General features: G+C 71.6%; 26 protein-coding genes. 14 read left to right on the top strand and 12 right to left on the bottom strand.

From position 1 onward, the window contains the following. Positions 1–38 precede the first annotated feature (38 nt). Entirely contained in the window at positions 39–1238 is a 1200-nt protein-coding gene (nadA, locus tag F4558_RS04135) for a quinolinate synthase NadA (protein WP_053658307.1), read from the bottom strand. A gap of 44 nt (positions 1239–1282) precedes the next feature. On the opposite strand from nadA, the gene F4558_RS04140 reads away from it, so the two are divergent. The 3 genes from F4558_RS04140 to F4558_RS04150 all read left to right on the top strand — a co-directional run bounded on the left by F4558_RS04140 (position 1283) and on the right by F4558_RS04150 (position 4161). Beyond that, entirely contained in the window at positions 1283–2446 is a 1164-nt protein-coding gene (locus tag F4558_RS04140) for a glycerate kinase family protein (RefSeq protein ID WP_209273171.1), read from the top strand. A gap of 180 nt (positions 2447–2626) precedes the next feature. Continuing rightward, positions 2627–2995 (top strand): iron-sulfur cluster insertion protein ErpA, encoded by a 369-nt coding sequence (gene erpA, locus F4558_RS04145; protein ID WP_053657953.1) that lies wholly within the window; start codon positions 2627–2629, stop codon positions 2993–2995. Positions 2996–3183: 188 nt separating this feature from the next. After that, a complete protein-coding gene (locus F4558_RS04150; protein ID WP_053657954.1) occupies positions 3184–4161 on the top strand; it encodes a carbohydrate kinase family protein in 978 nt (325 codons plus the stop codon). Between the two features lie 134 nt (positions 4162–4295). On the opposite strand, the gene F4558_RS04155 is transcribed toward F4558_RS04150, so the two are convergent. After that, positions 4296–4529, bottom strand: a complete 234-nt coding sequence (locus F4558_RS04155; RefSeq protein ID WP_053657957.1) for a sulfurtransferase TusA family protein — start codon at positions 4527–4529, stop codon at positions 4296–4298. Continuing rightward, a complete protein-coding gene (locus F4558_RS04160) occupies positions 4526–5677 on the bottom strand; it encodes a cysteine desulfurase family protein (protein ID WP_167943258.1) in 1152 nt (383 codons plus the stop codon). Before F4558_RS04160 ends, F4558_RS04155 begins: the two co-directional genes overlap by 4 nt. A 170-nt stretch (positions 5678–5847) precedes the next feature. On the opposite strand from F4558_RS04160, the gene ctaC reads away from it, so the two are divergent. Further along, the gene (gene ctaC, locus F4558_RS04165; protein WP_053657960.1) at positions 5848–6819 is read left to right on the top strand and encodes an aa3-type cytochrome oxidase subunit II; all 972 of its coding nucleotides are present in this window, start codon (positions 5848–5850) and stop codon (positions 6817–6819) included. Between the two features lie 10 nt (positions 6820–6829). Next, positions 6830–7255 (top strand): cytochrome c oxidase subunit 4, encoded by a 426-nt coding sequence (locus F4558_RS04170; RefSeq protein ID WP_053657961.1) that lies wholly within the window; start codon positions 6830–6832, stop codon positions 7253–7255. Between the two features lie 101 nt (positions 7256–7356). On the opposite strand, the gene F4558_RS04175 is transcribed toward F4558_RS04170, so the two are convergent. The 4 genes from F4558_RS04175 to F4558_RS04190 all read right to left on the bottom strand — a co-directional run bounded on the left by F4558_RS04175 (position 7357) and on the right by F4558_RS04190 (position 10419). Next, positions 7357–7566, bottom strand: a complete 210-nt coding sequence (locus tag F4558_RS04175; RefSeq protein WP_053658309.1) for a hypothetical protein — start codon at positions 7564–7566, stop codon at positions 7357–7359. Between the two features lie 143 nt (positions 7567–7709). Beyond that, positions 7710–8756 (bottom strand): anthranilate phosphoribosyltransferase, encoded by a 1047-nt coding sequence (gene trpD, locus F4558_RS04180; RefSeq protein ID WP_053657962.1) that lies wholly within the window; start codon positions 8754–8756, stop codon positions 7710–7712. 90 nt (positions 8757–8846) lie between these two features. Further along, positions 8847–9242 (bottom strand): response regulator, encoded by a 396-nt coding sequence (locus tag F4558_RS04185; RefSeq protein ID WP_053657964.1) that lies wholly within the window; start codon positions 9240–9242, stop codon positions 8847–8849. 187 nt (positions 9243–9429) lie between these two features. Then, complete coding sequence (locus F4558_RS04190; protein WP_053657966.1) at positions 9430–10419, bottom strand: cytochrome c oxidase assembly protein; 990 nt, start codon at positions 10417–10419, stop codon at positions 9430–9432. 108 nt (positions 10420–10527) lie between these two features. Between F4558_RS04190 and ctaE the strand changes: the two genes are divergently transcribed. The 5 genes from ctaE to F4558_RS04215 all read left to right on the top strand — a co-directional run bounded on the left by ctaE (position 10528) and on the right by F4558_RS04215 (position 15702). Continuing rightward, on the top strand, positions 10528–11127 hold the full coding sequence (gene ctaE, locus F4558_RS04195) for an aa3-type cytochrome oxidase subunit III (protein ID WP_053657968.1): 600 nt from the start codon (positions 10528–10530) through the stop codon (positions 11125–11127). A 72-nt stretch (positions 11128–11199) separates the two neighbouring features. Beyond that, a complete protein-coding gene (gene qcrC / locus F4558_RS04200; protein WP_053657969.1) occupies positions 11200–12036 on the top strand; it encodes a cytochrome bc1 complex diheme cytochrome c subunit in 837 nt (278 codons plus the stop codon). A 64-nt stretch (positions 12037–12100) separates the two neighbouring features. Then, positions 12101–13189: a cytochrome bc1 complex Rieske iron-sulfur subunit gene (gene qcrA / locus F4558_RS04205; protein WP_053657972.1), complete on the top strand. Its 1089-nt coding sequence runs from the start codon at positions 12101–12103 to the stop codon at positions 13187–13189. Next, positions 13186–14817, top strand: a complete 1632-nt coding sequence (gene qcrB / locus F4558_RS04210) for a cytochrome bc1 complex cytochrome b subunit (protein ID WP_167943259.1) — start codon at positions 13186–13188, stop codon at positions 14815–14817. Before qcrA ends, qcrB begins: the two co-directional genes overlap by 4 nt. Before the next feature lie 195 nt (positions 14818–15012). After that, on the top strand, positions 15013–15702 hold the full coding sequence (locus F4558_RS04215) for a DUF4142 domain-containing protein (RefSeq protein WP_053657976.1): 690 nt from the start codon (positions 15013–15015) through the stop codon (positions 15700–15702). A gap of 86 nt (positions 15703–15788) precedes the next feature. Here F4558_RS04215 and F4558_RS04220 read toward each other — a convergent pair whose 3' ends face one another. The 5 genes from F4558_RS04220 to F4558_RS04240 form a co-directional block, all read right to left on the bottom strand. Next, entirely contained in the window at positions 15789–16076 is a 288-nt protein-coding gene (locus tag F4558_RS04220) for an Lrp/AsnC family transcriptional regulator (RefSeq protein WP_053657977.1), read from the bottom strand. A gap of 78 nt (positions 16077–16154) precedes the next feature. Then, complete coding sequence (locus tag F4558_RS04225; protein WP_167943260.1) at positions 16155–17021, bottom strand: nucleotidyltransferase family protein; 867 nt, start codon at positions 17019–17021, stop codon at positions 16155–16157. Continuing rightward, the gene (locus F4558_RS04230; RefSeq protein ID WP_053657981.1) at positions 17018–17560 is read right to left on the bottom strand and encodes an NUDIX hydrolase; all 543 of its coding nucleotides are present in this window, start codon (positions 17558–17560) and stop codon (positions 17018–17020) included. The genes F4558_RS04225 and F4558_RS04230 overlap by 4 nt, the downstream gene beginning before the upstream one ends. Positions 17561–17613: 53 nt before the next feature. Further along, positions 17614–19407: a RelA/SpoT family protein gene (locus F4558_RS04235; RefSeq protein WP_167947229.1), complete on the bottom strand. Its 1794-nt coding sequence runs from the start codon at positions 19405–19407 to the stop codon at positions 17614–17616. Between the two features lie 128 nt (positions 19408–19535). After that, complete coding sequence (locus tag F4558_RS04240) at positions 19536–21290, bottom strand: DEDD exonuclease domain-containing protein (RefSeq protein ID WP_053658311.1); 1755 nt, start codon at positions 21288–21290, stop codon at positions 19536–19538. 127 nt (positions 21291–21417) lie between these two features. On the opposite strand from F4558_RS04240, the gene F4558_RS04245 reads away from it, so the two are divergent. The 4 genes from F4558_RS04245 to F4558_RS04260 all read left to right on the top strand — a co-directional run bounded on the left by F4558_RS04245 (position 21418) and on the right by F4558_RS04260 (position 25794). Then, complete coding sequence (locus F4558_RS04245; RefSeq protein WP_167943261.1) at positions 21418–22863, top strand: NYN domain-containing protein; 1446 nt, start codon at positions 21418–21420, stop codon at positions 22861–22863. A gap of 188 nt (positions 22864–23051) precedes the next feature. After that, positions 23052–23270, top strand: coding sequence for a hypothetical protein (locus F4558_RS04250; RefSeq protein WP_053657986.1), 219 nt, complete (start codon positions 23052–23054; stop codon positions 23268–23270). 143 nt (positions 23271–23413) lie between these two features. Next, a complete protein-coding gene (locus F4558_RS04255) occupies positions 23414–24673 on the top strand; it encodes a M48 family metallopeptidase (protein WP_167943262.1) in 1260 nt (419 codons plus the stop codon). Further along, positions 24670–25794: a glycosyltransferase family 4 protein gene (locus F4558_RS04260; protein WP_167943263.1), complete on the top strand. Its 1125-nt coding sequence runs from the start codon at positions 24670–24672 to the stop codon at positions 25792–25794. The genes F4558_RS04255 and F4558_RS04260 overlap by 4 nt, the downstream gene beginning before the upstream one ends. Positions 25795–25797 lie beyond the last annotated feature (3 nt).

Genomic DNA, 25797 nt, shown 5'->3' on the forward strand with positions numbered 1-25797 from the left:
CCGGCACTTTTGTGTGCCACGAGCGTCACGGAACGTGATCAGGGTGCGCCCGGGGGTGGGGTGACGGCGCCCGGCAGCGCGAGCATCTGGTCAAGCGCCACCCGAGCGTGGTGCGCGGTGTCGGCGTCCACAGTGATCTGGTTGACCACCCGGCCCGCGACCAGCTCCTCCAGCGCCCACACCAGGTGCGGCAGGTCGATCCGGTTCATCGTCGAGCAGTAGCAGACGGCCTTGTCCAGGAACATGATCTGCTTGTCCGGGTGGGCCAACGCCAGCCGGCGGACCAGGTTCAGCTCGGTGCCCAGCGCCCACGCCGAACCCGCCGGCGCCGCCTCGATGGTCTTGATGATGTACTCGGTGGAGCCGACGTAGTCCGAGGCCGTGACGACCTCGTGCCGGCACTCCGGGTGGACAAGCACGTTGACCTCGGGCACCCGCTCCCGTACGTCGTTGACGCTGTCCAGCGTGAACCGGCCGTGCACCGAGCAGTGCCCCCGCCACAGGATCATCTTGGCGTCGCGCAGCTGCTCCGGGGTGAGCCCGCCGCCGGGCTTGTGCGGGTCGTAGAGGACACAGTCGTCGAGCGACAGGCCCATCTCCAGCACCGCCGTGTTGCGGCCCAGGTGCTGGTCGGGCAGGAAGAACACCTTCGACCCCTGCTCGTACGCCCAGTCCAGGGCGCGCCGGGCGTTGGAGGAGGTGCAGACCACCCCGCCGTTGCGGCCCACGAAGCCCTTGATGTCTGCCGACGAGTTCATGTACGTCACCGGGACCGTGTCGCCGGCGATGCCCAGCTCGGTGAGCGTGTCCCAGGCGGCCTCGACCTGACCCAGCACGGCCATGTCCGCCATCGAGCAGCCGGCCGCCAGATCGGGCAGGATCACCCGCTGGGAGTCGGTGGTGAGGATGTCGGCGCTCTCGGCCATGAAGTGCACGCCGCAGAAGACGATGTACTCCGCGTCCGGGCGGGCGGCCGCCTCCCGGGCCAGCTTGAACGAGTCGCCTGTCACGTCGGCGAACTGGATCACCTCGTCGCGCTGGTAGTGATGCCCCAGCACGAACACCTTGCTACCCAGCTTCGCCTTCGCCGCGGTGGCGCGAGCCACCAGGTCGGGGTCGCTGGGCGCCGGCAGGTCGCCCGGACATTCGACGCCGCGCTCGGTGTCGGGGTCGCTGCCCCGGCCGAGCAGCAGCAGAGCCGTCGCCGTGTTGGAGGGTTCCACCCAGGTCGAAGTCACGAGATCCATGGTCCCACAGCGCGAGCACGGCGCAGCTTCTCTCGATGTGGGCTGCCACACTGCACCGCATGCGTGTGTTGCTCTGCCCGGACAAGTTCGCCGGCACTCTGCCCGCCCCGGAGGTCGCCGCGGCCGTTGCTGCCGGGTGGCGCACCGTCACCGCCGGCGACGACCTGCTGCTCCGGCCCCTCGCCGACGGCGGGCCGGGCTTCGTGGAGGTGCTCGCCGAGGCACTCGACGGCAGGCGGGTGCCGGTGCCGACCGTCGACCCGTTGGGCCGTCCGGCGGCAGGTGAGATCCTGCTCACCGCCGACGGCGCCACCGCCTACCTGGAGAGCGCCCAGGCGTGCGGGCTGCACCTGCTCACCGCCGCCGAGCGCGACCCGAAGACCACCACGTCGTACGGGCTGGGCCTGCTGGTGACCGCCGCCGTGGAGAGCGGGGCGAGCACCGTGGTGATCGGGCTGGGCGGCTCCGGCACCAACGACGGCGGCGCCGGCATGCTGGCCGCGCTGGGCGTCACCCCACTGGACGCCGGCGGCGCCGCGCTTCCGTACGGCGGGGCGGCGCTGGCCGCGATCGACGCGCTGGACGGCGCGCCCCGGCTGCGCGGCGCCCGGCTGGTCGCCGCCACCGACGTGGACAACCCGCTGCTCGGGCTGCATGGCGCGAGCAACGTGTTCGGCCCGCAGAAGGGCGCCGACCGGGCCGATGTACTGCTGCTCGACGCCGCGCTGGAGCGCTTCGCCGAGGTGCTGGAACGGGACCTGCCCGGCTGCCCGGCAGGGCTCGGCGCGCTGCCCGGTGGTGGGGCCGCCGGCGGCCTCGGTGCGGCGATCCTCGCGCTCGGGGGCACCTGCGAGTCGGGCATCGGTCTGGTCACCAGCGCCACCCGGCTGGACGCCGCGCTGGACACCGTCGACCTGGTGATCACCGGTGAGGGGTCCTTCGACCACCAGTCGCTGCGGGGCAAGGTCGTCGCCGGGGTGGCCGGGGCGGCCCGCGACAGGGGGGTGCCGTGCGTGGTGGTGGCCGGTCAGGTGAGCACCGGCCGGCGGGAGGCCGCCTCAGCGGGGGTGACCGACGCGTACAGCCTGGTCGAGCACTTCGGCGGCGAGGAGGCCGGCGGCCTGGACGCCGCGCTCAGCAGGCCCGCTGACGGGTTGCGCGAGCTGGGCGCGCGGCTGGCCCGGCAGTGGAGCCGCTGAGCGCTACTCCCCGTGTCGGCACGGCCTCATCCGGGGCGACCTGCGATGCCGATCCCGCCACGCGGGTGGGCCCGGCCGAAGCGGCGTACGATCAGAACTGGACCACAACCGGGAATCACTGGACGACGCGTGATGTTGGCCAGTGCGTCCGGACCTAAAACCGCGCAGGGAGACTTCCACGTGACCACGCCAGCGCAGACCGAGTCGACCGAGGCCCAGGCCCCTACTTCCGTCGTCCTCACCGACGTCGCGGCGCAGAAGGTCAAGGCTCTGATCGAGCAGGAGGGCCGCGATGACCTGCGGCTCCGCGTCGCGGTGCAGCCGGGTGGCTGCTCCGGCCTGCGGTACCAGCTCTTCTTCGACGAGCGTTCGCTCGACGGCGACGTCGTCACCGACTTCGGTGGCGTCGAGGTCGTCGTCGACCGGATGAGCAGCCCCTACCTGTCCGGCGCGACGATCGACTTCGCCGACCGGATCGACGCACAGGGCTTCACCATCGACAACCCGAACGCGGGCAACTCCTGCGCCTGCGGCGACTCGTTCAACTGAGTCGCGCCACACACCAGCGCGACGACGGGGCCGTCCTCCGGGGCGGCCCCGTCGTCGTGTCGGTGCGCCGGTGGGAGCGGTCCCGCATCGCCGGTTATCGCAGGTTGCTGTTGTCCGACCGACAAGACATCACGCGGTTGCCGGGCCGGTAGGCTGACCGCGCCCTGCTCCCGACCCCGAGGGTTGACATGAAGATCGCCGTGACCGGCTCGATCGCCACCGATCACCTGATGAGCTTTCCCGGTCGCTTCGCCGACCAGCTCATCGCTGATCAGCTGCACAAGGTTTCGCTCTCCTTCCTGGTGGACGACCTCGTGCTCCGCCGTGGCGGTGTGGCGGCGAACATCTCCTTCGGCATGGCGCAGCTCGGGCTGCGCCCCGTGCTGCTGGGCGCGGTGGGCGCCGACTTCGCCGACTACCGCTCCTGGCTGGAGCGGCACGGCGTGGACTGCGACTCGGTGCACATCAGCGAGGTGGCGCACACCGCCCGCTTCGTCTGCACCACCGACACCGACATGTGCCAGATCGCCTCGTTCTACGCGGGCGCGATGAGCGAGGCACGCAACATCGAGCTGGCCCCGGTCGCCGACCGGCTCGGCGGCCTGGACCTGGTGCTTGTCAGCGCCAACGATCCCGAGGCGATGCTGCGGCACTCGGCCGAGTGCCGCTCCCGTGGGTACGCGTTCGCCGCCGACCCCTCGCAGCAGCTCGCCCGGATGCCCGGCGAGGACGTGGTGGCGCTTATCGAGGGCGCCGAGTACCTGATGACGAACGAATACGAGAAGTCGCTGCTGCAGAGCAAGGCGAAGCTGAGCGACGACCAGCTGCTCGACCTGGTCAAGGTGCGGGTCACCACGCTGGGCAAGGACGGCGTGGAGATCGCCGGGCGGGGGATCGACAGGATCCACGTACCCATCGCCCGGGAGATCCGCGCTGTCGACCCGACCGGTGTGGGTGACGGCTTCCGCGCCGGCTTCTTCACAGCGCTGTCCTGGGGCCTCGGCCTGGAACGCGCCGCCCAGGTGGGCTCGCTGCTGGCCACGCTGGCCCTGGAGACCGTCGGCACCCAGGAGTACGAGGTCCGCCGCGACCTCTTCGTCAAGCGCCTCGCCGAGTCCTACGGCGACACCGCGGCCGAAGAAGTCCGCCCTCACCTCCTGCCCTAACCCCCGCCCTCACCCCGCTCGCCCTCGCGATCTTGCACTTTGTGACGCCCCTGCGCGTCTTATGCCCTTTTTGCCGAGGCAGCAACTGCAAGGTCGCGGGCGCGCGAGGGCGAGGGCGTGGGGGTGTGGGTGGGTCAGTGGGTGCGGCGGATGTCGTAGGCGGGGCCTTCGGGGCCGGGGATGGTGCCGAGGAACTCCTGGCCGCGCATGCGGCACCAGGCGGGGATGTCCACCGCCGCTGCCGGGTCGTCGGCGAGCACCCGTACCACGGTGCCCACCGGCACCTCGGGCATCCGGCGAGCCGCCGCGATCACCGGCAGCGGGCAGCGCTGGCCCCGGCAGTCGAGTACCTCGTTGGGCATCGTCACAGCCCCACCACCCCCGCCTCGGCGCGCAGCCCGGCGACGATCCCGGGCAGCTCGGCGAGGAACCGCTCGACGTCCGCCTCGGTCGTCTCCCGGTGCAGGCTCACCCGGACGTTGCCGTGCGACAGCACGCCCATCGCCTCCAGCACGTGCGACGGCCGCAGCGTGGACGACGTGCAGGACGAGCCGGACGACACAGCGAAACCCCGCCGGTCCAACGCGTGCAGCAGCGTCTCGCCGTCGACGTACAGGCAGGAGAACGTCACCAGATGCGGTAGCCGCAGCACCGGATCGCCTACCACCTCCACGTCGGGCACCTCCGCCGACACCCGCGCCCGGATCCGGTCCACGAGCGGCGCCAACCGGGCCTGCTCGGTCGCCGCGTCGGCCGCCGCCGCGCGCAGGCTCGCCGCCGCCGCCACCACCGCTGGCAGGTTCAACGCCCCAGGGGTACGCCCACCCTCCCGCTCGTCGGCAGGCCACGGCGACTCCCAGCGGGTGCCCTTACGCACCGCCAGCACCCCCACCCCGGGCGGGCCACCCCACTTGTGCGCGCTGCCGGTGAGCACCGACCAGCCCGCCGGCACCGGCACCCGGCCGATGGACTGTGCCGCGTCGACGTACAACGGAACACCGACGTCGGCGCACGCGGCGGCAGCCTCGGCGACCGGTTGCACGGTGCCCACCTCGTGGCTCGCGGAGATCAGCGCGGCCAGCGCGACACCGGGAGCCCGGACGGCGTCCGACCACGCGGCCAGGTCCAGGCGCCCTCGCCTGTCGACAGGCACTGCCGCTGCCGTCCCGCCCGCCGCCTCGTGCTGCTCTGCTGCGTGCAGGACTGCGGAGTGCTCGATCGCCGAGTGCACGAACGCCGACCCGGACCGGCGCCGCCCGGCCAGGCCGCCGAGGACCGCCGCGTGCGCTGCCGCCGTACCGCTGGCCGTGAAAGAGATCTCGTCGGCGCGGACGCCGAGCGTCTGCGCGGTGGCCTCCCGGGCGGCGTCGAGCAGCTGCCGGGCGCGGCGGGCCTGGGTGTAGAGCTTTCCCGGGTCGGCCCAACCGTCCTCCAGGGCCGCCAGCAACGCCTGCCGGGCGACCGGATGCAGCGGCGCGGCGGTCGCCGCGTCCAGGTAGACAGGGGAAGCGCTCACAGTCGCAAACGGTATCGCGGCGGTATGGGCAGGATCCCCCCGATGGGGGCGGAGAGTGACCCCACCACGGCCCAGCTCGTCATGGTCGAGTAATCTGCGACCGTCGGTGACGCCTTTGCCGCCGGTGCTGAGGAAAGACGCACCGCGGCGCGCTAGGGAGGCAGGACCAGGTGGTCGCAAGGAGTTCGGAGGTACGGCCGACGGCCGTACGGCACAGCGCTTCCCCAGGAGCAGGTGGACGCCGGGGACGTGGTGCCGGTCGGTTGGCCGGGCTCGGTCTCGGTGGCGTGGCGCTGCTGGTCCTGCTCACGGGCTGTGACGTGGGCCGGACGTTCGGCGGCTTCGGTTGGCCGCAGGGCGGCATCACGCCGGAGTCGCGGCGGATGTACGACCTGTGGATCGCCTCCTGCATCGCCGCGCTCGCGGTCGGGGTCTTCGTGTGGGGCCTTATCTTCTGGTGCGTGGTGCGCTACCGCAAGCGCGGCAACGCTCTGCCGGTGCAGACCCGCTACAACCTGCCGATGGAGTTCCTCTACACCATCGCGCCGATCCTGATCGTCTCCGTGCTCTTCTACTACACGGCGATCGTGCAGACCGACGTCGACAAGGTGTCGAAGAACCCGGACGTGACGGTCGAGGTCGTCGCCTTCAAGTGGAACTGGCAGTTCAACTACCGCGACGGGCAGGGCCCGGACGCCCGCACCACGGCGTCGACGCTCGGCACCAGTGACGTCATCCCGGTGCTTGTGCTACCGACCAACCGGTCCATCCGGTTCGAGGAGACCAGCCGCGACGTCATCCACTCCTTCTGGGTGCCGGAGCTGCTGTTCAAGCGGGACGTCTTCCCGGGCAACGTCCGCAACGTGTTCGAGGTTTCCAGCCTGGACGCCGAGGGCGCGTACGTCGGCCGCTGCGCCGAGCTGTGCGGCAGCTACCACGCCTTCATGAACTTCGAGCTGCGTGTGGTCTCGCCGGAGAAGTACGAGCAGTTCCTGGCGGCCAAGCAGGGCGGCAAGTCCACCCAGGATGCGCTGTCCGAGATCGGTGAAGAGCCGTACGCGGAGACCACGCGGCCGTTCGACACACGGCGGACGCAGAGCAACTTCAACCCGGACGACGCTCCGGCCTTCCCGGGAAGCTGAGGGCAGCCGCATGAAGACCGAGTGGCGAATCTTCCTGATCATCGCCGGCTTCCTCCTCGGGGCCACCGTCCTCTACGGCGCCTGGACCAACGGTGAGGCCGGCGGCATCGAGTGGGTGGGCACCGTGGCCCTGCTGCTGTCCTTCCTGCTCTGCACGATGTGCGGTGGGTTCTTCTGGTTCGTCTCCCGCCGTATCGACCTGCGCCCGGAGGACCGCCCGGACGCCGAGATCGCCGACGGCGCCGGTGAGGTGGGCTTCTTCAGCCCGGGCAGCTACTGGCCGTTCGGCCTGGCGATGGCCGCCTCGATCGCCGCGCTGGGCCTGGTGTTCTGGCAGTACTGGCTGATCGGTGTGGGAATGCTGTCGGTCGTCTTCGCCGTGTGCGGGCTGCTGTTCGAGTACTACAGCGGCACCCGGCGTACCGCGGAGCACTGATCCACCGGTCGCGCTCGCGGCCGATGCGTAGCACCACGAAGGCCCGCTTCCTGAAGAGGGGAGCGGGCCTTCGTCGTGCGTGCGGTGGACCCAGCGGCGGGTCAGGCGGCGTGCTGGCGGGTGGGCTGGCGGCGATGCCGACGGTCGGCCAGCCGGGTGACCGGCGCGGGGAACGTGGCGATCACCACGGCGGCTCCGCAGTCGATGCAGATCAGCTCGGGACAGTCGGTGCCGTGGCTGTCGACGCAGGGCGGTGCCTCGAACAGTGCCACGCCCACGCAGACGTCGCAGTAGAGCTCGCGGTGCGACACGGGCGTCTCCTTCACTCCAGGCGACCCGCTCCGGCGTGACACGTGGCACCCGGCAGCGGTGAAGAACTACTCACCTGTAGTTTCCCACCCTGGTCCGACATTCCTGCGCGGACGAGGGCGACCAGCACCCGGGGGACGGGTGGTCAGCCGGCGGTGGCGACCTCGATCCACCTGTCGAGGGTGGCGGCCGCCGCACCCGAGTCGATCGACTTGGCGGCGCGGTCCAGGCCGGCGCGCAGCGCCTCGGTCAGATCACCGTCCAGAGGACCCTGCGTGGCGAGGGCCGCCGCCGCGTTGAGCAGCACCGCGTCGCGTACCGGACCGGTCTCGCCGGCCAGCAGGCGACGGGCCACGCCGGCGTTGTACGCGGCGTCACCGCCCCGCAGGTCACCGAGGGTGGACCGGGGTACCCCCAGGTCTGCGGCATCCAGCAGCGCCTCCCGTACGGTGCCGCCCTGAGCTGCCCAGACGCGGGTCGGCGCGGCGGTGGTGAACTCGTCGAGCCCGTCCTCGCCGCGCATCACCAGCACCGAGTCGCCGCGAGCGGCGAACACGCCGGCCATCACCGGCGCCATGCGCGCGTCGAAGCACCCGACGGCACCGGCGCGTGGTCGGGCCGGGTTGGTCAACGGGCCGAGGAAGTTGAAGACGGTGGGGACGCCCAGCTCCCGGCGGACCGGCCCGGTGTGCCGCATCCCGGGGTGGAACCGCGCCGCGAAGCAGAACCCGATGCCGGCCTCGGTGACGCAACGCACGATCGCGTCCGGGTCGAGATCCAGCGGGATGCCGAGGAACTCCAGCAGGTCGGCGGTGCCGCAGGAGGAGGACGCGGCCCGGTTGCCGTGCTTGACCACCCGTACGCCCGCACCGGCCACCACCAGCGCGGCCATCGTGGAGATGTTCACCGTGTGCGCAAGATCACCGCCGGTGCCGACCACGTCCAGGGCGGTCGAGCGCAGCTCGTCGGGAAGCTCGACAGGCACCGCCCGGCTGAGCATCGTCTCCACCAGACCGGCCAGCTCCGCCGAGGTCTCGCCCTTGGCACGCAGCGCCACAGCGAAACCGGCTACCTGCGCGGCACCTGCCGAGCCGGCCATGATCTCGCCCATCGCCCAGGCCGTGTCAGCGGTGGACAGCTCCTCGCCGCGCAGCAGCGAGGTGAGCAGGTGCGGCCAGGTCCGATCGCCCATGGCGGGCCTCCCGAGCGTGCGAAGTGCGGGTGGGCTGGAACCGGCGCCGAATCACCCCGGCGCCGCGTCGGTGCCGGAAAGCGGGGGACGTCAGGCGGGTGCGTGCGTCCGCAGCAGCTCGGCCACCGTGTTGCCGGTGGTCACCGGGTCGAGCGGGTGCACGAGCGTCCCCTCGACCTCGGCGTACGCGGCGAGCCATCGGTCGGCGGCGCGGGCGATCACCAGGCAGACCGGGGGAGCGTCCTCCCGGTCGTCCTTGATCTGCCGGGCGATGCCGATGCCGCCGCCCGGGTTCGCCTCACCGTCGAGCAGCATGAGGTCGATCTCATAGTCGTCGACCAGGCGGATCGTCTCGGCGTAGGTCGACGCGTCCACGAACTCGACCTGCAACCCGGGCGCGGGCCGGGTGCCGACGGCGAGCCGCATCCGGTCACGGACCTGCGGGTCGTCGCTGTAGAGCAGGACGGTACAAAGTCGATCGCTCATGCCGGCACTCCGCTTCGCTCCGTGCCGTCATGAGGAACCATCGCACTGAGCCCGATGATTCGCTCGCTGTGCTCACTCATGCCGGCACTCTGCTTCCACCTCGAAAAACTGCGCCGATCGTACCGGGCCGCGTGACGTAGCCGACACGCCGCCTGCCGCCGTCGGCCCCGCGTACCGTCGCCGCAGGTCAGGGGGCCGCGGCGCCGGCGGCGCGTTCGCGTGCCTCCTGGCGGTCCAGCTCGCGGTCGAGCCGGCGGGCCTCCCGCTCGGACTGCTTGACCCACTGCACGACCAGCACCGCGATCATCGTCACGCTGACGAACTCGCCACCCGCCCAGAGGATGCCGCCGGCGAGCACCTGGTCGGCCTTGGGGTCGGCCCAGTCGAGGTTGAGCGACGGGTACCAGTCGCCGCCGAAGAGCGTGCTGCTCTGCATGATCGTGAGCCCGAGCACGGTGTGGAACGGCACGGAGAGCAGCATCAGCAGCGCGCGAGCCGGGTACGGCCAGCGGCCGGGCAGCGGGTCGAGCCCGAGCAGCGGCCAGAAGAAGACGCAGCCGGTCATGATGAAGTGCGCGTGCACCAGCTCGTGCGCCCAGGCGTGCTCAAGCGTGTAGCGGTACAGGTCGCTGAAGTACAACACGAACGGGTTGACCACGAAGATGGCGAACGCCACGAGCGGGAAGCTGTAGACGCGGGCAACACGGCTGTGCACGATCGCCAGGAGGCGCTTGCGCGGCCCGACCGGCAGGGTCCGCAGGGCGAGCGTCATGGGCGCGCCCAGCGCGAGGAAGATCGGCGACACCATGGACAGCACCATGTGCTGGACCATGTGCACCGACAGCAGCGCGGTGTCGTACGCGTGCAGCCCGCTGACCGTGACCAGCGCGATGCCGCCCAAGCCGGGGCCGAGGAAGAGCGCGGTGCGCGCGACCGGCCAGCGGTCGCCGCGCACGCGCAACCGGTGCACCCCGTAGAGGTAGAGACCGGCGACGAGCACCAGGCCGAGGGCCAACCAGCTGTCCAGCCGGGTCTCGGTCAGGACCGCGCCGACGGTGAACGGTGGTGGGGTCGCCTCGGCGCTGACGGCAAGCGTGGACGTGCCCACCGGGGTGGCGGCGAGCACAACGGCCGGGACAGCCGAGGTGGCGGCGAGGATCGGATCGACGTGCAGCACGCTTTTCAGGCTAGGCCAGGCGAACCGGACCCTGACGTCCGGCCCACGGATGGTGTGGGTTTGCCACCCCGCTGATCGCCGGCCCCGGTCAGGGGCAATAATGACGGCGTGACTGCGGCCCCAGCCATTGACAAGAGCCGGATCCACTCTCTGACGCGACCGAACATGGTCAGCGTCGGGACGATCGTGTGGCTCTCCAGCGAACTCATGTTCTTCGCGGCGCTCTTCGCGATGTACTTCTCCATCCGCGCGGCTGCGCCGGAGCAGTGGGAGAAGCACACCGAGGTGCTGAACATCCCGTACGCGACCACCTTCACGGTGATCCTGGTCCTCTCGTCGGTGACGTGCCAGCTCGGCGTCTTCGCGGCGGAGAAGGGTGACGTGCACGCGCTGCGGCGCTGGTTCACCGTCACCTTCGTGATGGGCCTCATCTTCGTGCTCGGTCAGCTGAACGAGTACCGCGAGTTGGTCCACGAGGGCATCAAGATCAACGCCGACGGGTACGGATCGATGTTCTACCTGACGACCGGCTTCCACGGCCTGCACGTGGCCGGCGGTCTGGTCGCCTTCATCATCTTCATGGTCCGAACGACCATGGGACGGTTCACCCCGGCGCAGGCGACCTCGGCGATCGTCGTGTCGTACTACTGGCACTTCGTCGACGTCGTGTGGATCGGGCTGTACGCCATGATCTACTGGCTTCAGTGATCTTGGCGCGTCACGAACCGCGCCGCTGCTTCGTCCCCTGAGACAAGGTCCAACCGGTTAAGGACACAGCTCATGACTTCTGACAACGACCGCCGACGCGGCCTGCTCGCGCGGTTGCGCGAGCGGCCCGCCGCGCGCAGCAGGGGCCGCCGCCGGCTGGGCGCCGCGGTCCGGCTGATCGCCGCGCTGATGCTCGCCGGCGGTGCCTACACCGTCTTCGCCCCCGGTGCGCAGGCGCAGGACAACCCGCCGATGACCGGCGCCGCAGCCGAGGGCAAGGCGCTGTTCGACGTGAGCTGTGTGACCTGCCACGGACGCAACGCCCAGGGCGTCGAGGGCCGCGGACCGAGCCTGGTCGGCGTCGGCGCCGCCTCGGTCGAGTTCCAGGTCAGCTCCGGCCGGATGCCGATGGCCCGGCAGGAAGCCCAGGCGCACCGCAAGCCCCCGCTCTTCACCGACGAGCAGACCCGTCAGCTCGCCCAGTACATCCAGGAGCTCGGCGGCGGTCCGGTCGTCCCGGAGGGTGACATCCTGCGCGAGGGCGCCAACGTCGCCTCCGGCGGTGAGCTGTTCCGGATCAACTGCTCGCAGTGCCACGCCTTCGGTGGCGGTGGTGGCGCGCTCTCCTCGGGCAAGTTCGCCCCGAGCCTGCACCCGGCGACCGACCGGCAGATCTACGCGGCAATGCTGAGCGGGCCGCAGAACATGCCGGTGTTCGGTGACAACCAGCTCCGACCGGAGCAGAAGGCCGACATCATCGCCTACATCCAGGAGACGCTGAAGCACGACCAGGACCCGGGCGGGTTCAACCTCGGTCGGTACGGGCCGTCCACCGAGGGTGTGGTGATCTTCCTGGTTGGCATCGTGGCGCTCGTCTTCGCCAGCCTGTGGATTGCGGGCAAGTCGTGACCGAGCGGATCATCAGATTCAGTGCCGTGGTGCCGCTCGGCGCCACCCCTAGCGAGGTGACGGCATGAGCACCCACACCGAGCACCAGGCCCCGCAGGGCCGGGAGCCGCTCGACGTGAACGACCCCACGCTGACCCGGTTCGACATCGTCCGCGAGGGCGCCCGTCGGGACGACATCGAGATCGTCCACTACGAGCCGCAGGTGCAGCCCGGCACCAAGGCCGAGCGTCGGCTGACCCGTGTGGTCGCCGCGCTCTTCCTGATCACCGGCCTGGCAGCCACCGCGTTCCTTGTCGTCTACATCTGGTGGCCGTGGCAGTACGAGCCGGGCCGGGGTGGCGACAAGCTCTACACCCCGCTGCTCGGCCTCACCCTCGGCGTGGCGCTGCTCGCCGTCGGCTTCGGCATCCTGACCTGGGGCAAGAAGTTGCTGCCCAAGGAGGTGTCGATCCAGGACCGGCACGAGGGCCAGGTAGACGAGGAAGGCCGCACCATCACCGGCCAGACCATGCTCTACATGGCTGACGAGCTGGGTGTGAAGCGTCGTCCGCTGCTCGGCATCTCGCTGCTGGCCGGTCTCGCGCCGGTGGCCGCGGTCGCTGCCGCGCCGCTGGTCGGTGGGTTGATCTCCAACCCGCACAAGAACAACCAGATGTTCCGCACCGGCTTCTCTCCCGCCGAGGGTGGGCAGCTGATCCGCCTCGTCCGCGAGGACGGCCGCCCGATCCGCCCGGCGGACGTCAGCGCCGGCGGCCAGCTCACCGTCTTCCCGGGCATCGACCACGGCGTGAGCAACCTGCACGCCGACTCGCCGACGTTGCTGATCCACCTGCGCGACTCCGACGCGCAGGAGTCCCGCCGGGCCAACGAGAAGATCGGCCACGGCGACTACATGTGGGGCAACTACGCGGCGTTCTCCAAGATCTGCACGCACGCCGGCTGCCCCGCCAGCCTGTACGAGCAGCAGACCAACCGGCTGCTCTGCCCGTGCCACCAGTCCCAGTTCCTGATCACCGACAACGCCAAGCCCGTCTTCGGCCCTGCCAGCCGGCGGCTGCCGCAGCTGCCGATCGAGGTGGACTCCGAAGGTTTCTTCGTGGCGAAGTCCGACTTCACCGAGACCGTCGGGCCTGACTTCTGGGAGCGGCCATGAAGCGTCGAAAGCTTGACCTGAAGGCGACGCCGGGCAAGGCCGCGGTGGGAGTGGACGACCGCTTCGCGGTGGCCACCCCGCTGCGCAAGCTGCTGAACAAGGTCTTCCCGGACCACTGGTCGTTCCTGCTCGGCGAGATCGCGCTGTTCTCGTTCATCGTGCTGCTGCTGACAGGTGTGTTCCTCACCTTCTTCTACGAGCCGGCGATGACCGAGGTGGTCTACAACGGCAGCTACGCCCCGTTGCAGGGCACCCCCATGTCAGCCGCGTACGCCTCCAGCCTGGACATCTCGTTCGACGTCCGCGGTGGCCTGGTGATGCGGCAGATGCACCACTGGTCGGCGCTGCTGTTCATGGCCGCGATCGTCGTGCACATGCTGCGCGTCTTCTTCACCGGCGCGTTCCGCAAGCCGCGCGAGACCAACTGGATCATCGGTTCGCTGCTGTTCTGGGTGGGCTTCCTGGCCGGCTTCACCGGCTACTCCCTCCCGGACGACGGCCTGTCCGGCACCGGCCTGCGGATCGCCTCGGCGATCATGCTGTCCATCCCGGTGATCGGCTCCTGGGTCACCTCGTCGGTCTTCGGCGGCGAGTTCCCCGGCACGATCATCATCAGCCGGTTCTTCATCGCCCACGTCCTGCTCGTCCCGGGTCTGCTCGTCGCCCTGATCAGCGTCCACCTGGGTCTGGTCTTCAAGCAGAAGCACACCCAGTGGCCCGGCCCCGGCCGGACCAACAACAACGTGGTCGGCGAGCGGATGTTCCCGCGCTACGCGTTGAAGCAGGGCGGCTTCTTCATGGTCGTCTTCGGCGTCGTGGCGCTGCTGGGCGGTCTGTTCCAGATCAACCCGATCTGGCTGTTCGGCCCGTACGAGGCGTGGGTGGTCTCGGCCGCCAGCCAGCCCGACTGGTACGTCATGTTCCTCGACGGCTCGACGCGACTCATGCCCGCCTGGGAGATCAACATCCCGATCGGTGACGGGTACGTCATCCCGCCGCTGTTCTGGCCGACGGTGGTGCTACCCGGCATCCTTGTGGGCCTGTCGACGATGTACCCGTTCCTGGAGGCACGGCACCTCAAGGACCGCAAGAGCCACAACCTGCTCCAGCGGCCCCGCGACGTCCCGGCCCGTACCGCGCTCGGTGCCATGGCGGTGTCGTTCTACATCGTGCTGACGCTCTCCGGCGCCAACGACGTGATCGCCGACAAGTTCCAGATCAGCCTGAACGCGATGACCTGGGCCGGCCGGATCGGTCTGCTGCTGATCCCGCCGGTGGCGTACTACGTCACCTACCGGCTCTGCCTCGGTCTGCAACAGCACGACCGGGAGGTTCTCGCGCACGGCGTGGAGACCGGCATCATCAGGCGTCTGCCGGACGGCCGGTTCGTCGAGGTGCACCAGCCGCTCAGCGCGGCGAACGGTCACGACGACGGCCACGGCGGCCTGGAGTACGTCGGCTGGGTGGTCCCGAAGAAGATGAACCGGCTCGGTGCCCTCGGCCCGGCGATCCGGGGCTTCTTCTACCCGATCGAGAAGCCGGCCGAGGCGCCGGTCTCGCCGGGGCACCCGCCGGTCGAGGCTCGAGCAGAGCGCGAGGAGATCGGCAGCGGCGAGAGCCGTCGCTGACCCCCCGAACGCTGTGTGACGTGGCGCCCGCCGGACTTCCGGCGGGCGCCACGCCGTTTCCGGCGCTGCGGCACCCATCCCGCCAGGAGTCGGATGGCCACGGTGGGACCGGTCGACCCCACGCGACGGGCGATCGCAGGAATAACCCCGGTGAGCCGGGTATCCGTGCGGTCCAACGTCTCTAGGGGGGGAAGCATGTTGGGTATCAAACGCCTCGGCCTGTTGGCCGCGCTGGTGCTTGTCGGTGTCGCGCCAGCCGCGGCCGCGCAGGCCGCGGCACAGCCGTCAACGCAGGACACCCAGTACCTGCAGGCTCTGCACCAGGTGAACCTGTTCGAAATCACCGCCGGTGACCTGGCTGAGCAGAAGGGCCAGGACCAGGGGGTCAAGGACCTGGGCGCGATGCTGAAGACCGACCACACGTCTCTGGACCAGACGGTCCAGCAGACCGCGTCGCAGCTCAACGTCCAACTGCCGAACGAACCCACCACCGACCAGCAGAAGGTCATCGACAAGCTGAACAACGTCAGCGGCGCCGAGTTCGACAGGCTCTGGGTGACAAGTGAGCTGGCCGGCCACGTCCAGGCCATCCAGGCCACCCAGACGGAGATCTCGCAGGGCTCCGAGCAGTCGGTGGTCCAGTTGGCCCAGACCGCCCTGCCGACATTGCAGGCGCACTACGACGAGCTGGTCCAGCTCGCCAACCAGCTTGGCATCCCGGTCCCGCAGACCAGCGCCAGCGGTACGCCCAGCCCGGGCGGCACCGGCACTGAGTCGCCGGCTCCGGGCGGCACCGGCACCGAGTCCCCGGCTCCGGGCGGCACCACCGAGTCGCCGGCTCCGGGCGGCGGCATCACCGAAACGCCGGCTCCGAGCGTGAGCTGACGTAGCGGCAGCAGACGGCCGGTCCATCCGTGTGGGTGGACCGGCCGCCGTGCGTCTGGACCCGCTTTGCGGCGGAGTCGAACGGATCAGTCGGCGGTGGCCAGGCCGATCGCGAACGCCTGCTCCAGGTCGTGCTGGGAGTACGCCCGGAACGCGATGTGCGACTCGGTGTTCAGCACACCCGGCACCTTGGAGATGCTGCCCGCGATGACCTGGGCGATCTGATCGAACTCGCGTACCCGGACCACGGCGATGAGGTCGACGTGCCCGGCCACCGAGTAGACCTCGCTGACGCCGGGAAGGTTGGCCAGGGTCTCCGCCACCTCGGGGATCGCATCGGTGGCGCAGTCGATCAGCACAATGGCGGTGATCACGGCACGTTTCTCCGTTCGTCGGCGTCGTCGCCCATGCTAGATGTTCACATCGTGCCCGGAGACGGGAGCCCGCGCCGCTCAACCGTCCGCGGTGACCGGCACGGTGCCGCCGTCGGTGCAGCGGATCGCGTCGTGCAGCCGTTCACCCGGGTGCACCGTCGCGCTCGGCCAGACGACAGTGCGGCACACGTCGCCGTACACCCGCGCGCCGGCGCCGACCACCGACTCCCGGCACCGGCCGGTCACAGTGGCCGACCTGTCGACAAGGGTGCCGCCGGCGGCGGCGTGCAGGTTCGCCGCCAGGTAGTCGGCGGGGGTGCCGGTGTCGTAGAAGACGCCCGGATAGGGCACCACCTCCAACGCTCCGGCCGCCTCGGCCGGCCGCCAGACGGCTCGGACCAGGTCGGAGAAGACGACAGGTAGGTCGCGGACCAGCCGCCAGGGCAGCAGCGAGAAGCCGGTGAAGCAGTGCCCGGCGAATGTGCCCGGGGCCGTCGGGTTCGCGGCGGGCTGACCGAGCAGGCGTACCCCCTGGCCGTCCCAGTCGGCCAGCAGCGCGGCCACGTCGGGGCCGGGGGGAGCGGCCGGGTCGGCCAGGTACGCGTCCGCGTTGCCGACCAGCACCGGCCGCCCGGCGATCCAGTCCCGCAGGTTGGCCACCCCGCCCGCGGTGCCGAGCGGGTCACCGGGCTCCACCGACAGGTACGCCCGCTCGCCGACGTGCCCGACCACCTGGTCGGCGAGGTAGCAGGCGTTCACCGCGACACGGTCGGGGCCGGCCAGGCCGAGCCCAGCCAAGCGGGCCAACGCGCGGTCCAGCAGTGGCACGTTGCCCACCGGGCAGAGGGCCTTGGGGACCCGTTCGGTGAGCGGGCGCAGCCGGGTGCCCTCGCCCGCGGCCAGCACCACAGCGCAGACGTCCGCCGGCCCGCCCGCCACAGTCATGGCGCGTCGTCGGGAATCGGCGGCGGGAACTGCCCGGCCAGCGGCCCGATGTCGTAGTAGGCGAGCAGCCGGGCGGTGGGCCAGGTCAGCTTCGGCAGGTCGTCAAGCGGGTGCCACGCGGCCTCGAAGACCTCCGCGCCGTCGACAGCGAGGGCGGTCTCCGACGCCGGCACCTCCGCCTCGAAGACCATGTCCACCCAGCCCTTGGCGTGCACAATCGCGTTCGGCACCGCGGGACGCAGCCGCGACGGGGGAAGCCGGATGCCGGACTCCTCGAACAGTTCGCGGGCAGCGCCCACCACCGGCGGTTCACCCTTGTTGAGCAGGCCGGCGGGGAGGGACCAACCCCTGCCGGGCGGCTGGCGCAGCAGCAGCAACCGGCCCGCGCCCGTGGCCTCGACGTCACGGACCAGTGTGACCGCGCCGACGATGTACTTGGGCACGGCCAGCCGGACCAGGCGTCGGCGCACCGGTAACGGCAGCCGGTAGAAAGCCTGGTAGAAGACGGCCCGACCAGCGGCACGGGTACGGGGGATCATGACCCCAGGCTAGTGGTCACGAATGCCTTTCGGATGCGCTGGGGCCGTGCCGGTCACTGCCGATGGTCGACAAGGTCGATGAGCTGGCGGACCACGGTGTCCGGTTCGAGCACCCGGTCGAAGACCGCGACCAGCAGGGTCTCCAGGTCGGGGTAGCCGAGCTCCTCCGAGAGCCGCAGCAACGGCAGGTCGCTGGCCAGGCCACGATTGTGCTGGCGCAGGGCGAGTCCGATGGTGGCCCGGCCCAGGCGGACCTTGTCGCTGATCGTGATGCCCGGCTCGGTGTGCTCGGCGAACCAGCGGTTGATCTGCATCTGCGCGTGCGGCGACTTGACGAAGTCGAGCCACTCCCGGCGCGGGCCCCGCCGTGCCTCGCCGGCCTCGAAGCCGTTGTCGCCGTCGTTCTCGGTGAAGATCTCCACCACGTCGCCCTCGTCCAGCTCCGAGCTCAACGGCGCGAGCCGGCCGTTGATCCGGGCCGCGAGGCAGTGGTCGCCGCGCTCGTTGCCCAGCTCGTAGGCCACGTCGACGGGTGTGGCACCGGCCGGCAGCACCACCTGACGCCCGTCGGCGAACACCTGGATCTGCCCCTCGGCGAGGTCGCAGCGCAGCGACTCGAGGAACTGCGCCGGGTCGGCGGCGTCCGGCTCCCAGTCCAGCACCCGGCGCAGCCAGTCCAACTGCTCGGCGCGGGCCGCGGCGTCGCCCCGGCCCGAGCGCGGAAAGCGGAAGTCGGCGGCGATGCCGTACTCGGCCGACCGGTGCATCTCCTCGGTGCGGATCAGCACCTCGACAGTGCGGTTCTGCGGGCCGCAGACACTCGTGTGCAGCGAGCGGTAGAGGTTGTTCTTCGGCGAGGCGATGAAGTCCTTGAATCGGCCGGGGACCGGTCGCCAGGTGCCGTGGATCGCCCCCAGCGCGGCGTAACAGTCGGTGGCCGGGCCGTCGACCACCACCGAGATGCGGGGCAGGTCGTACGGGGCGGTGTGACCGCCGGAAACGGTGTCCTTCCAGATCGAGTAGAGGTGCCGGGGCCTCGGGGCGACCTCGGCGGTGACCCGGCTGCGGCGCAGCGCCACCCGGGTCCGTGTCACCACCGAATCCAGGTACGCGTCCCAGCCGGGCCGGTCGTGCACGTGCCGGGCCAGCCGGGCGTGCTCCTCCGGCTCCAGGTGCAGCAGCACCACGTCGTCCAGCTCGCGCTTGAGGCTCTGGATGCCCAGCCGGTCGCAGAGCGGGACCAGCACCTCCTGGGTCTTGCGGGCGATGCGTTCGCGGGAGGCCGCGGAGCGCACACCGAGGGTGCGCATGTTGTGCAGCCGGTCGGCCAGCTTGATGATCAGCACCCGGACGTCCTTGGCGGCCGCGACGATCATCTTGCGGATCGTCTCGGCCTCGGCGGCCTTGCCGTAGAACGCCTTGTCGAACTTTGTTACCCCGTCGACAAGGTGGGCCACCTCGCCGCCGAAATCCTCGGACAGCGCCTGGAGCGTGTAGCGGGTGTCCTCCACGGTGTCGTGCAGCAGCGCCGCCACCAGGGTCGTGGTGTCCATGCCCAGCTCGGCGCAGATCTGCGCCACCGCGAGCGGATGGGTGATGTACGGCTCCCCGCTCTTGCGGAACTGCCCCCGGTGCATGTTCTCCGCGATCGTGTACGCCCGGCGCAGCACCGCCGGGTCGGTGCCGGCGTGGATGCTCCGATGAGTGCGGACCAGCTGGGTGACCGGGTCGGAGTCGGTGGTCGGCCAGGTGAGCAACGCCCGCAGCCGTCGGGTCAGCGGCAGCTCACCCGACTGGGTCGGCAGGGCGCCCCCCAGGGCGGCGCCGTGTCCGGCGTCGACGTCCACGAGGGACACCTCCTCACCCCGGCTCCGCGACCGCCGGACCCGGCGGGCGGGAGCAGGCCCACGAAACGGGCAGGACTGCACTTCTCTAACAGCCTAAGCGAGTCGACGTAGTCCGATCGGACACTTGGTCATGAGCGTTCGGTCGAGAGTTGGTGGGAAGCTCCGCTCTCGGCCTTCGCCAGCAGGTCACGGAAGCGCCCCGCGCCACCGGCCGGGGAGGCCCAACCGGAGGACATCTCGACGAGCCGGGTCTCCGGTCGCTCCAACCAGGACAGGATACGTTCGGACTCCTCCGCTGTGGCCGACGGCACCGGACCGTGCCCACCCGGCACCGTCTCGGCGGTGGCCCGGATGGTGGTCAGCGTCGGTCGCGGGTGGACGCCCGGCGGGGACACTCCCGCGCCGGCCAGCCGGCCGTGCCGGACCAGGGCCAGCTCCCAGCCGCCCCGAGCGGCCGGGCGGGCGGCGGCCAACTCGACGATGCCGGTCAGCGCGGCGAGCCGCTGCATCCGCACTGTGGCGCGCAGCACCGCTGCCAGCCGGGACCGCACCACTGCGGCCTCCTCGTAGCGCTGGCCGGCCGAGAGCGCCTCGATCCGGGCGAGCAACGCGTCCACCACCGGCTGCGGGTCACTCGCGGTGGCCGTGCGAAACGGTGCCGCCGCGCGCTCGTCGTACTCCTCAGGGGTGATCTTGTGCTCGCAGGGCGCCGGGCAGCGACCCAGCTCGGCGAGCGCGCAGGCAGGCGTGACGGTGCGCAGCGAGAGCCGGTGGGTGCACTGGCGCAGCGGCACGGCGTCGTGGAAGCCGGCGGCGGCCAGCTCCGCGGCCCGCCGGGAGGTGAACGGCCCGAGGTAGGCGGTGTCCGTGGGGGAGATCTCCCGCACGATCGACAACCGGGGGTACGGCCCGTCGGTCAGCTTGAGCCAGACCATCCGCTCCGGGTATTTCGACCGCCGGTTGTACGGCGGCGCGTGCGCGGCGATCAACCGCAGCTCGCGGACCTCCGCCTCCAGCGAGTGCGCGCACTCCACGGCCTCGACCCGCTCGGCCGCCGCCAGCATCTCGGAGATCCGGGCGCGCTTCTCGCCGGCGGTGAAGTAGCTGCGCACCCGGGTGGCGATGTCGCCGGACGTGCCCACGTAGAGCGGCCGGTCGTCGGCGGCCCGGAAGATGTAGACGCCGGGGACCTTGGGCAGCCCGTCGGCCAGGTGGCGCTTGCGACGCTGGGTCGGGGTGACCGCGCGGGCGAACTCGATGGCGTCGCCGACGGTGTCCACCCGGTGACCGCCGAGCCGGCCGATCAGCCCGTGCAGCACGTCGACGGTGGCCTTCGCGTCGTCGAGCGCGCGGTGGGTGGGCTGGGTGGCGGTGCGGAAGTAGGCGGCAAGGGTGCCCAGCTTGCGGTTGGGCACCTCGTCGCGGGTCAGCACCCGCCGGGCCAGCGCCGCCGTGTCCAGCACGCGGGGGTTGGGCCAGCGGTAGCCGTGCTTGGCGCACGCGGCCTTGAGGAAGCCCACGTCGTAGGGCGCGTTGTGGGCCACCAGCACCGCGTCGGCGAGAAACTCCAGGAAGCTCGGCAGCACCTGCTCGATCGGCGGCGCAGGGAGCAGCATGGCCTGGGTGATCCCCGTCAGCACGGTGATGAACGGCGGGATCGGCTGCCCCGGGTTGACAAGGGTGGCCAGCACGCCCAACTGCTCGCCACCGCGCACCTTCACCGCACCGATCTCGGTGATGCCGCCACCGTCGGGCGCCCCGCCGGTGGTCTCCAGGTCGACCACCACGAAGGTGGTCGCGTAGAGGGGCAACGCCGGGTCCACCCCGCCCACCGCCGGGTCGAGACCGGCCAGTGACTCCTGGACGTACTCCGCTTGTGCCATCGGCGGCACGCTAGCGCCACGGTCCGACACTCGCGTCACAGCCGTCCCACCGGTCGCCATAGGGCTAGGATGAGAGATCGGCTCACTCACCGGGCGGTGGGCCCACCAACGGTGGGAGACTTGCCACATGCCCCTCGCCGAGCCGCACGACGACCACCTCCCGCAGGAGGATCTGGTCGCGCGCGACGGTGCCCTGGGCGACCCCGACTCCGACCTGGGCCCCGACCCCGACGCCGCGTCGGCTCCGGGTGGTGAGCCGGCCATCGAACCCGAGCCCACGCTGCCCGAGCCCGTCCGGCAACGGATCGTGGCGCTGACCGCCGCCGTGCTGCCCGCCCTGCCCTCCGACGAGGTGCCGGTGCCGCTGCGCCGGGTGGCCAAGTTCGCGCCGAACAGGCGGGCACGCCTCGGCGCGCCGGCCATCGCCGCCCAGCTCGCCGCCGATCCGCTTTTCCGGCAGCGGGTCACCGCCCGGGTGCTGGCCGACGCCGGCGACCTCGGCGCGGCCGTTATCGACGGCACCGCGCCGGCCGCCGCCGACCCTGTCGAGGTGGCCGCGTTGGCCTACCTGGGCCGGCCCCGAGGCTGGCGGGAGTTGATCGACGCCAGCGGTGCGGCCGTCCGCGCCGAGGCCGACAGCGCTGTCGTCGCCGAGCTGGTCCGCGAGGCCGAGCAGCGAGCCACCCGAGCCGAGCACGACCGGGCGGTGGCCCGCGTCGAGGCCGACAAGCTGCGCGACGAGCTGTCGCGCGTCCGTGAGGAGCTGGGCCAGCTCCGCGAGGAGTCCCGCCAGTTGGCGCGTACCCTGCGCGAGACCCAGGCCCGTGAGCGCAAGGCCACCGAGCTGCTGGCCACCGAGCGTGGCCGGGCGGCGCGGGCCAGCGCCGACGTGGACGCCGAGCTGCGCCGCGCCCGTGCCCGGCTCGCCGAGGCGGAGGCCGCGGCCGGGGTGGCCCGCGCCAGCGCGAAGGAGGCGCGTTCGGTCGACGACGCGCGGCTCTGGCTGCTGCTGGAGACCATCGGTCAGGCCGCCGTCGGGCTGCGCCGCGAGCTGGCCCTCGACCCGGTGGACAAACTCCCCGCCGACTTCGTCGCCGACGCGTTCGCCGAGCAGCCGGGTGCCGCCCCTGCCGGTCCGGCCGCGCGCGCCCGCGACACCGACGATCCGGCCCGGCTGGACCAGCTGCTCGCCCTGCCCCGGGCGCACCTTGTGGTCGACGGTTACAACGTCACCAAGCGCGGGTTCGGCGAGATGTCGCTGGAGCAGCAGCGCAAGCGCCTCATCACCGGCCTGGGCGGCATCGCCGCGCAGACCGGCGACGAGGTCACAGTCGTGTTCGACGGTGCGGAGCGGATGCACGGGCTGCCTCCGGCGCCGCGTGGCGTCCGGGTGCTGTTCTCCCGCAAGGGCGAGACGGCCGACGAGCTGATCCGGCGGTTGGTCCGCGCCGAGCCGGCGGGCCGGCCGGTCGTGGTGGTGTCGTCCGACCGCGAGGTGGCCGACGGGGTACGCCGGCACGGCGCGTACCCGCTGGGGGCCGACTCGCTGCTGCGCCGCCTCGCCCGCTCCTGACGTCGCCCTGCCCCGCGGCCGAGATGTCGGGTCGGGATACCCCGATATCGCTGATCTGGAGTGGATCTCGTCCGCAACGGCCGGTGCGGGCGGTTCTGTCGTACCCGGTGGATAGCGTCGATGTGACCGACGGTGCTCGGGCGGCGACAAACCGCCGCCCGCGTGCAGCGAGCCGATCAGGAGGCGCGATGCTCATCGACTGCGAGGGGTGCGCTAGGGAGCGGGGTGACGGCTGTTTCGGCTGCCTGGTTGCCGCTCTGTTCGACGAGGCGTCCCCGGCGGCCGGCCTGGACGCCGCCGAGGTCCAGGCGATCGAGGTGTTCGCCCGGGCCGGCTTCGACGTGGAGGTGCTGACCGCCCCGGCGCGTCCCGGCGCGGCTCGCCGCGCCTCCCGGCGCGTCGCCTGAGCGCGACACCGCGCCCGGAGCGGGCATTTCGCGGGCCATAGGATGGGCGGTCACGGCGGGAGGAGCGGCGAGATGAGCGGGGTACGACACGACGGCGGCGAAGCCGTCCGTGGCGCGCTCGGCGTCGCCGCGTCGGTGCGCCGGTGACCCCGCGCGGATGGGCGCTGCTGACGCTCGCCGGGTTGACAGTGGCGCTGGTGCTGACCGCCGCGCTGCTCATCCCGTGGCACCGGCCGCCGGTACCCCGCGCCGACCAGCTCGCCGCGCTGCGTGACCTGCCCGCCGAGCAGGTGGCCCGGGGGCGGGAGTTGCGGGCCGCGCTGCGACCCGGCGGGTACGCCGCCCTCGCCGTCGGGCTGCTGATCGCCCTCGCGCTGGGATTGACCCCGCTGGGCAGCCGCCTGGTCGAGCTGGCGGGCCGGCCGTTCGGTGGGCACTGGATCGCGCAGGCGGTGCTCGGCGGGCTCGCCGTGGTGCTCGTCGCCGACCTGCTCACCCTCCCGTTCGCCGCCTGGCGGCAGAGCGTGCTGACGCGGTACGGGTTGAGCACGAACGGCTGGAGTGGCTGGGCCGTCGACCTGCTCAGGTCGTACGCGGTGAGCGCGGTGATCGGCGCGCTCGTCCTGTTCGGCTTCTACGCGGTCATCAGGCTCGCGCCGCGCTGGTGGTGGGCGTTCGGGGCGGCCGGCGCGGCGCTGCTCGTGGTGCTGTTGTCGTTCGTGCTGCCGGTGCTTGTGGAGCCGGTGTACAACAGGTTCACCCCGCTGGAGCAGGGGCCGCTGCGCACCGAGCTGATGAGCATGGCAGCCAGGGACGGGGTCCCCGTGCGCGACGTGCTCGTCGCCGACGCGTCCCGGCGCACCAGCGCGGTAAACGCGTACGTCTCCGGTCTCGGGCCGACCCGGCGGGTCGTCGTCTACGACACGCTGCTGCGCGAGGCGCCCCCGGCCGAGGTGAAGGCCGTCGTGGCGCACGAGTTGGGCCACGCGAAGAACTCCGACGTGGCGGTGGGCACGCTTACCGGTGCGTTGGGCGCCGCGGCGGCGGTGGTGACGCTCTACCTGCTCGGCTCGTGGGGGCGGCTGCTGCGGCTGGCCGGTGTCGACTCGGTCGCCGATCCACGCGCGTTCCCGTTGCTTGTCGCAATGGTCACGGTCGCCGGTCTGGTGGCGGCTCCGGCCCAGGCGCTGATGTCGCGGCAGGTGGAGGCACGGGCGGACGCGCACGCGCTCGCGCTGACAGGTGATCCGGAGGCGTTCGAGTCGATGCAGCGCCGGCTCGGGTCGGTGAACCTCGGCGACCCCGACCCGCCACGCTGGGAATACCTCTACTCGGCCTCACACCCGTCCACAGTGGAGCGGATGGCCGCCGCCCGCGCATACGCCCGGGAGGGCGGTCGATGAGTCGCACGCTGCTGATCACAAACGATTTTCCGCCGCGCCCCGGCGGGATCCAGTCGTTCGTGCACAACCTTGCGGTGCGTCAGCCACCCGGCTCGGTGGTGGTGTACGCGTCGAGCTGGCGCGGTGCGGCGAAGTTCGACGCCGACCAGCCGTTCGAGGTGATCCGGGAACGCACAAGGGTGCTGCTGCCCACCCCGTTGATCGCGCGCCGGGCGGCCCGGCTGGCCCGCGCGTACGACTGTGACACCGTGTGGTTCGGCGCGGCGGCACCGCTCGGGCTGCTCGCCGCGGGCCTGCGTCGCCGGGCCGGGGTGCGCCGGGTGGTGGCGCAGACCCACGGTCACGAGGTCGGCTGGGCGGCGTTGCCGGCCGCGCGTCCGGCGTTGCGCCGGATCGGCAGGGGTGTCGACGTGACGACCTACCTCGGCGAGTACACCCGCAGCCGGTTGGCCCGGGTGCTCGACGGCGTGACCGATCTGCGCCGGTTGGCGCCGGGGGTGGATGTGGACACCTACCACCCGTCGGTGGACGGTGAGCCGATCCGGGTCCGGTTGGGGCTCGCCGACCGTCCGGTGGTGGTCTGCGTGTCCCGGCTGGTGCCGCGCAAGGGGCAGGACATGCTGATCCGGGCGTTGCCGGAGATCCGCCGCCGGGTGCCCGACGCGGCGCTGCTGATCGTCGGCGGCGGGCCGTACCGGGCGACGTTGGAGAAGCTGGCCCGGCAGGCCGGGGTGGAGCGGGACGTGGTCTTCACCGGCTCGGTGCCGTCGGCCGAACTGCCGGCGCACTACGCGGCCGGTGACGTGTACGCGATGCCGTGCCGCACCCGCAACCGTGGCCTGGACGTGGAGGGGCTGGGCATCGTCTACCTGGAGGCGTCCGCGACGGGCTTGCCGGTGGTGGCCGGCGACTCCGGGGGAGCGCCGGACGCCGTCCGTGAGGGCGAGACCGGGTTCGTGGTCCCGGGGCGGGACGTCGCCCAGCTCGCCGACCGGGTGTCCCGACTGCTCGCCGACCGGGATCTGGCCCGCCAACTGGGTGCGGCGGGCCGGGCCTGGGTGGAGCAGGAGTGGCGCTGGGAGGCGCAGGCGCAGCGGATGGCGGCCCTGCTCGCCGGCTGACCC

Source organism: Micromonospora profundi (assembly GCF_011927785.1).
Classification (GTDB): Bacteria; Actinomycetota; Actinomycetes; order Mycobacteriales; family Micromonosporaceae; genus Micromonospora; species Micromonospora profundi.

Coding starts and splice junctions, on each gene's coding strand:
- F4558_RS04140 (WP_209273171.1), top strand. CDS start 1,283: ATGTGGGCTGCCACACTGCACCGCATGCGTGTGTTGCTCTGCCCGGAC.
- F4558_RS04150 (WP_053657954.1), top strand. CDS start 3,184: ATGAAGATCGCCGTGACCGGCTCGATCGCCACCGATCACCTGATGAGC.
- F4558_RS04170 (WP_053657961.1), top strand. CDS start 6,830: ATGAAGACCGAGTGGCGAATCTTCCTGATCATCGCCGGCTTCCTCCTC.
- trpD (WP_053657962.1), bottom strand. CDS start 8,756: ATGGGCGATCGGACCTGGCCGCACCTGCTCACCTCGCTGCTGCGCGGC.
- F4558_RS04185 (WP_053657964.1), bottom strand. CDS start 9,242: ATGAGCGATCGACTTTGTACCGTCCTGCTCTACAGCGACGACCCGCAG.
- qcrC (WP_053657969.1), top strand. CDS start 11,200: ATGACTTCTGACAACGACCGCCGACGCGGCCTGCTCGCGCGGTTGCGC.
- qcrA (WP_053657972.1), top strand. CDS start 12,101: ATGAGCACCCACACCGAGCACCAGGCCCCGCAGGGCCGGGAGCCGCTC.
- qcrB (WP_167943259.1), top strand. CDS start 13,186: ATGAAGCGTCGAAAGCTTGACCTGAAGGCGACGCCGGGCAAGGCCGCG.
- F4558_RS04215 (WP_053657976.1), top strand. CDS start 15,013: ATGTTGGGTATCAAACGCCTCGGCCTGTTGGCCGCGCTGGTGCTTGTC.
- F4558_RS04225 (WP_167943260.1), bottom strand. CDS start 17,021: ATGACTGTGGCGGGCGGGCCGGCGGACGTCTGCGCTGTGGTGCTGGCC.
- F4558_RS04230 (WP_053657981.1), bottom strand. CDS start 17,560: ATGATCCCCCGTACCCGTGCCGCTGGTCGGGCCGTCTTCTACCAGGCT.
- F4558_RS04240 (WP_053658311.1), bottom strand. CDS start 21,290: ATGGCACAAGCGGAGTACGTCCAGGAGTCACTGGCCGGTCTCGACCCG.
- F4558_RS04245 (WP_167943261.1), top strand. CDS start 21,418: ATGCCCCTCGCCGAGCCGCACGACGACCACCTCCCGCAGGAGGATCTG.
- F4558_RS04250 (WP_053657986.1), top strand. CDS start 23,052: ATGCTCATCGACTGCGAGGGGTGCGCTAGGGAGCGGGGTGACGGCTGT.
- F4558_RS04260 (WP_167943263.1), top strand. CDS start 24,670: ATGAGTCGCACGCTGCTGATCACAAACGATTTTCCGCCGCGCCCCGGC.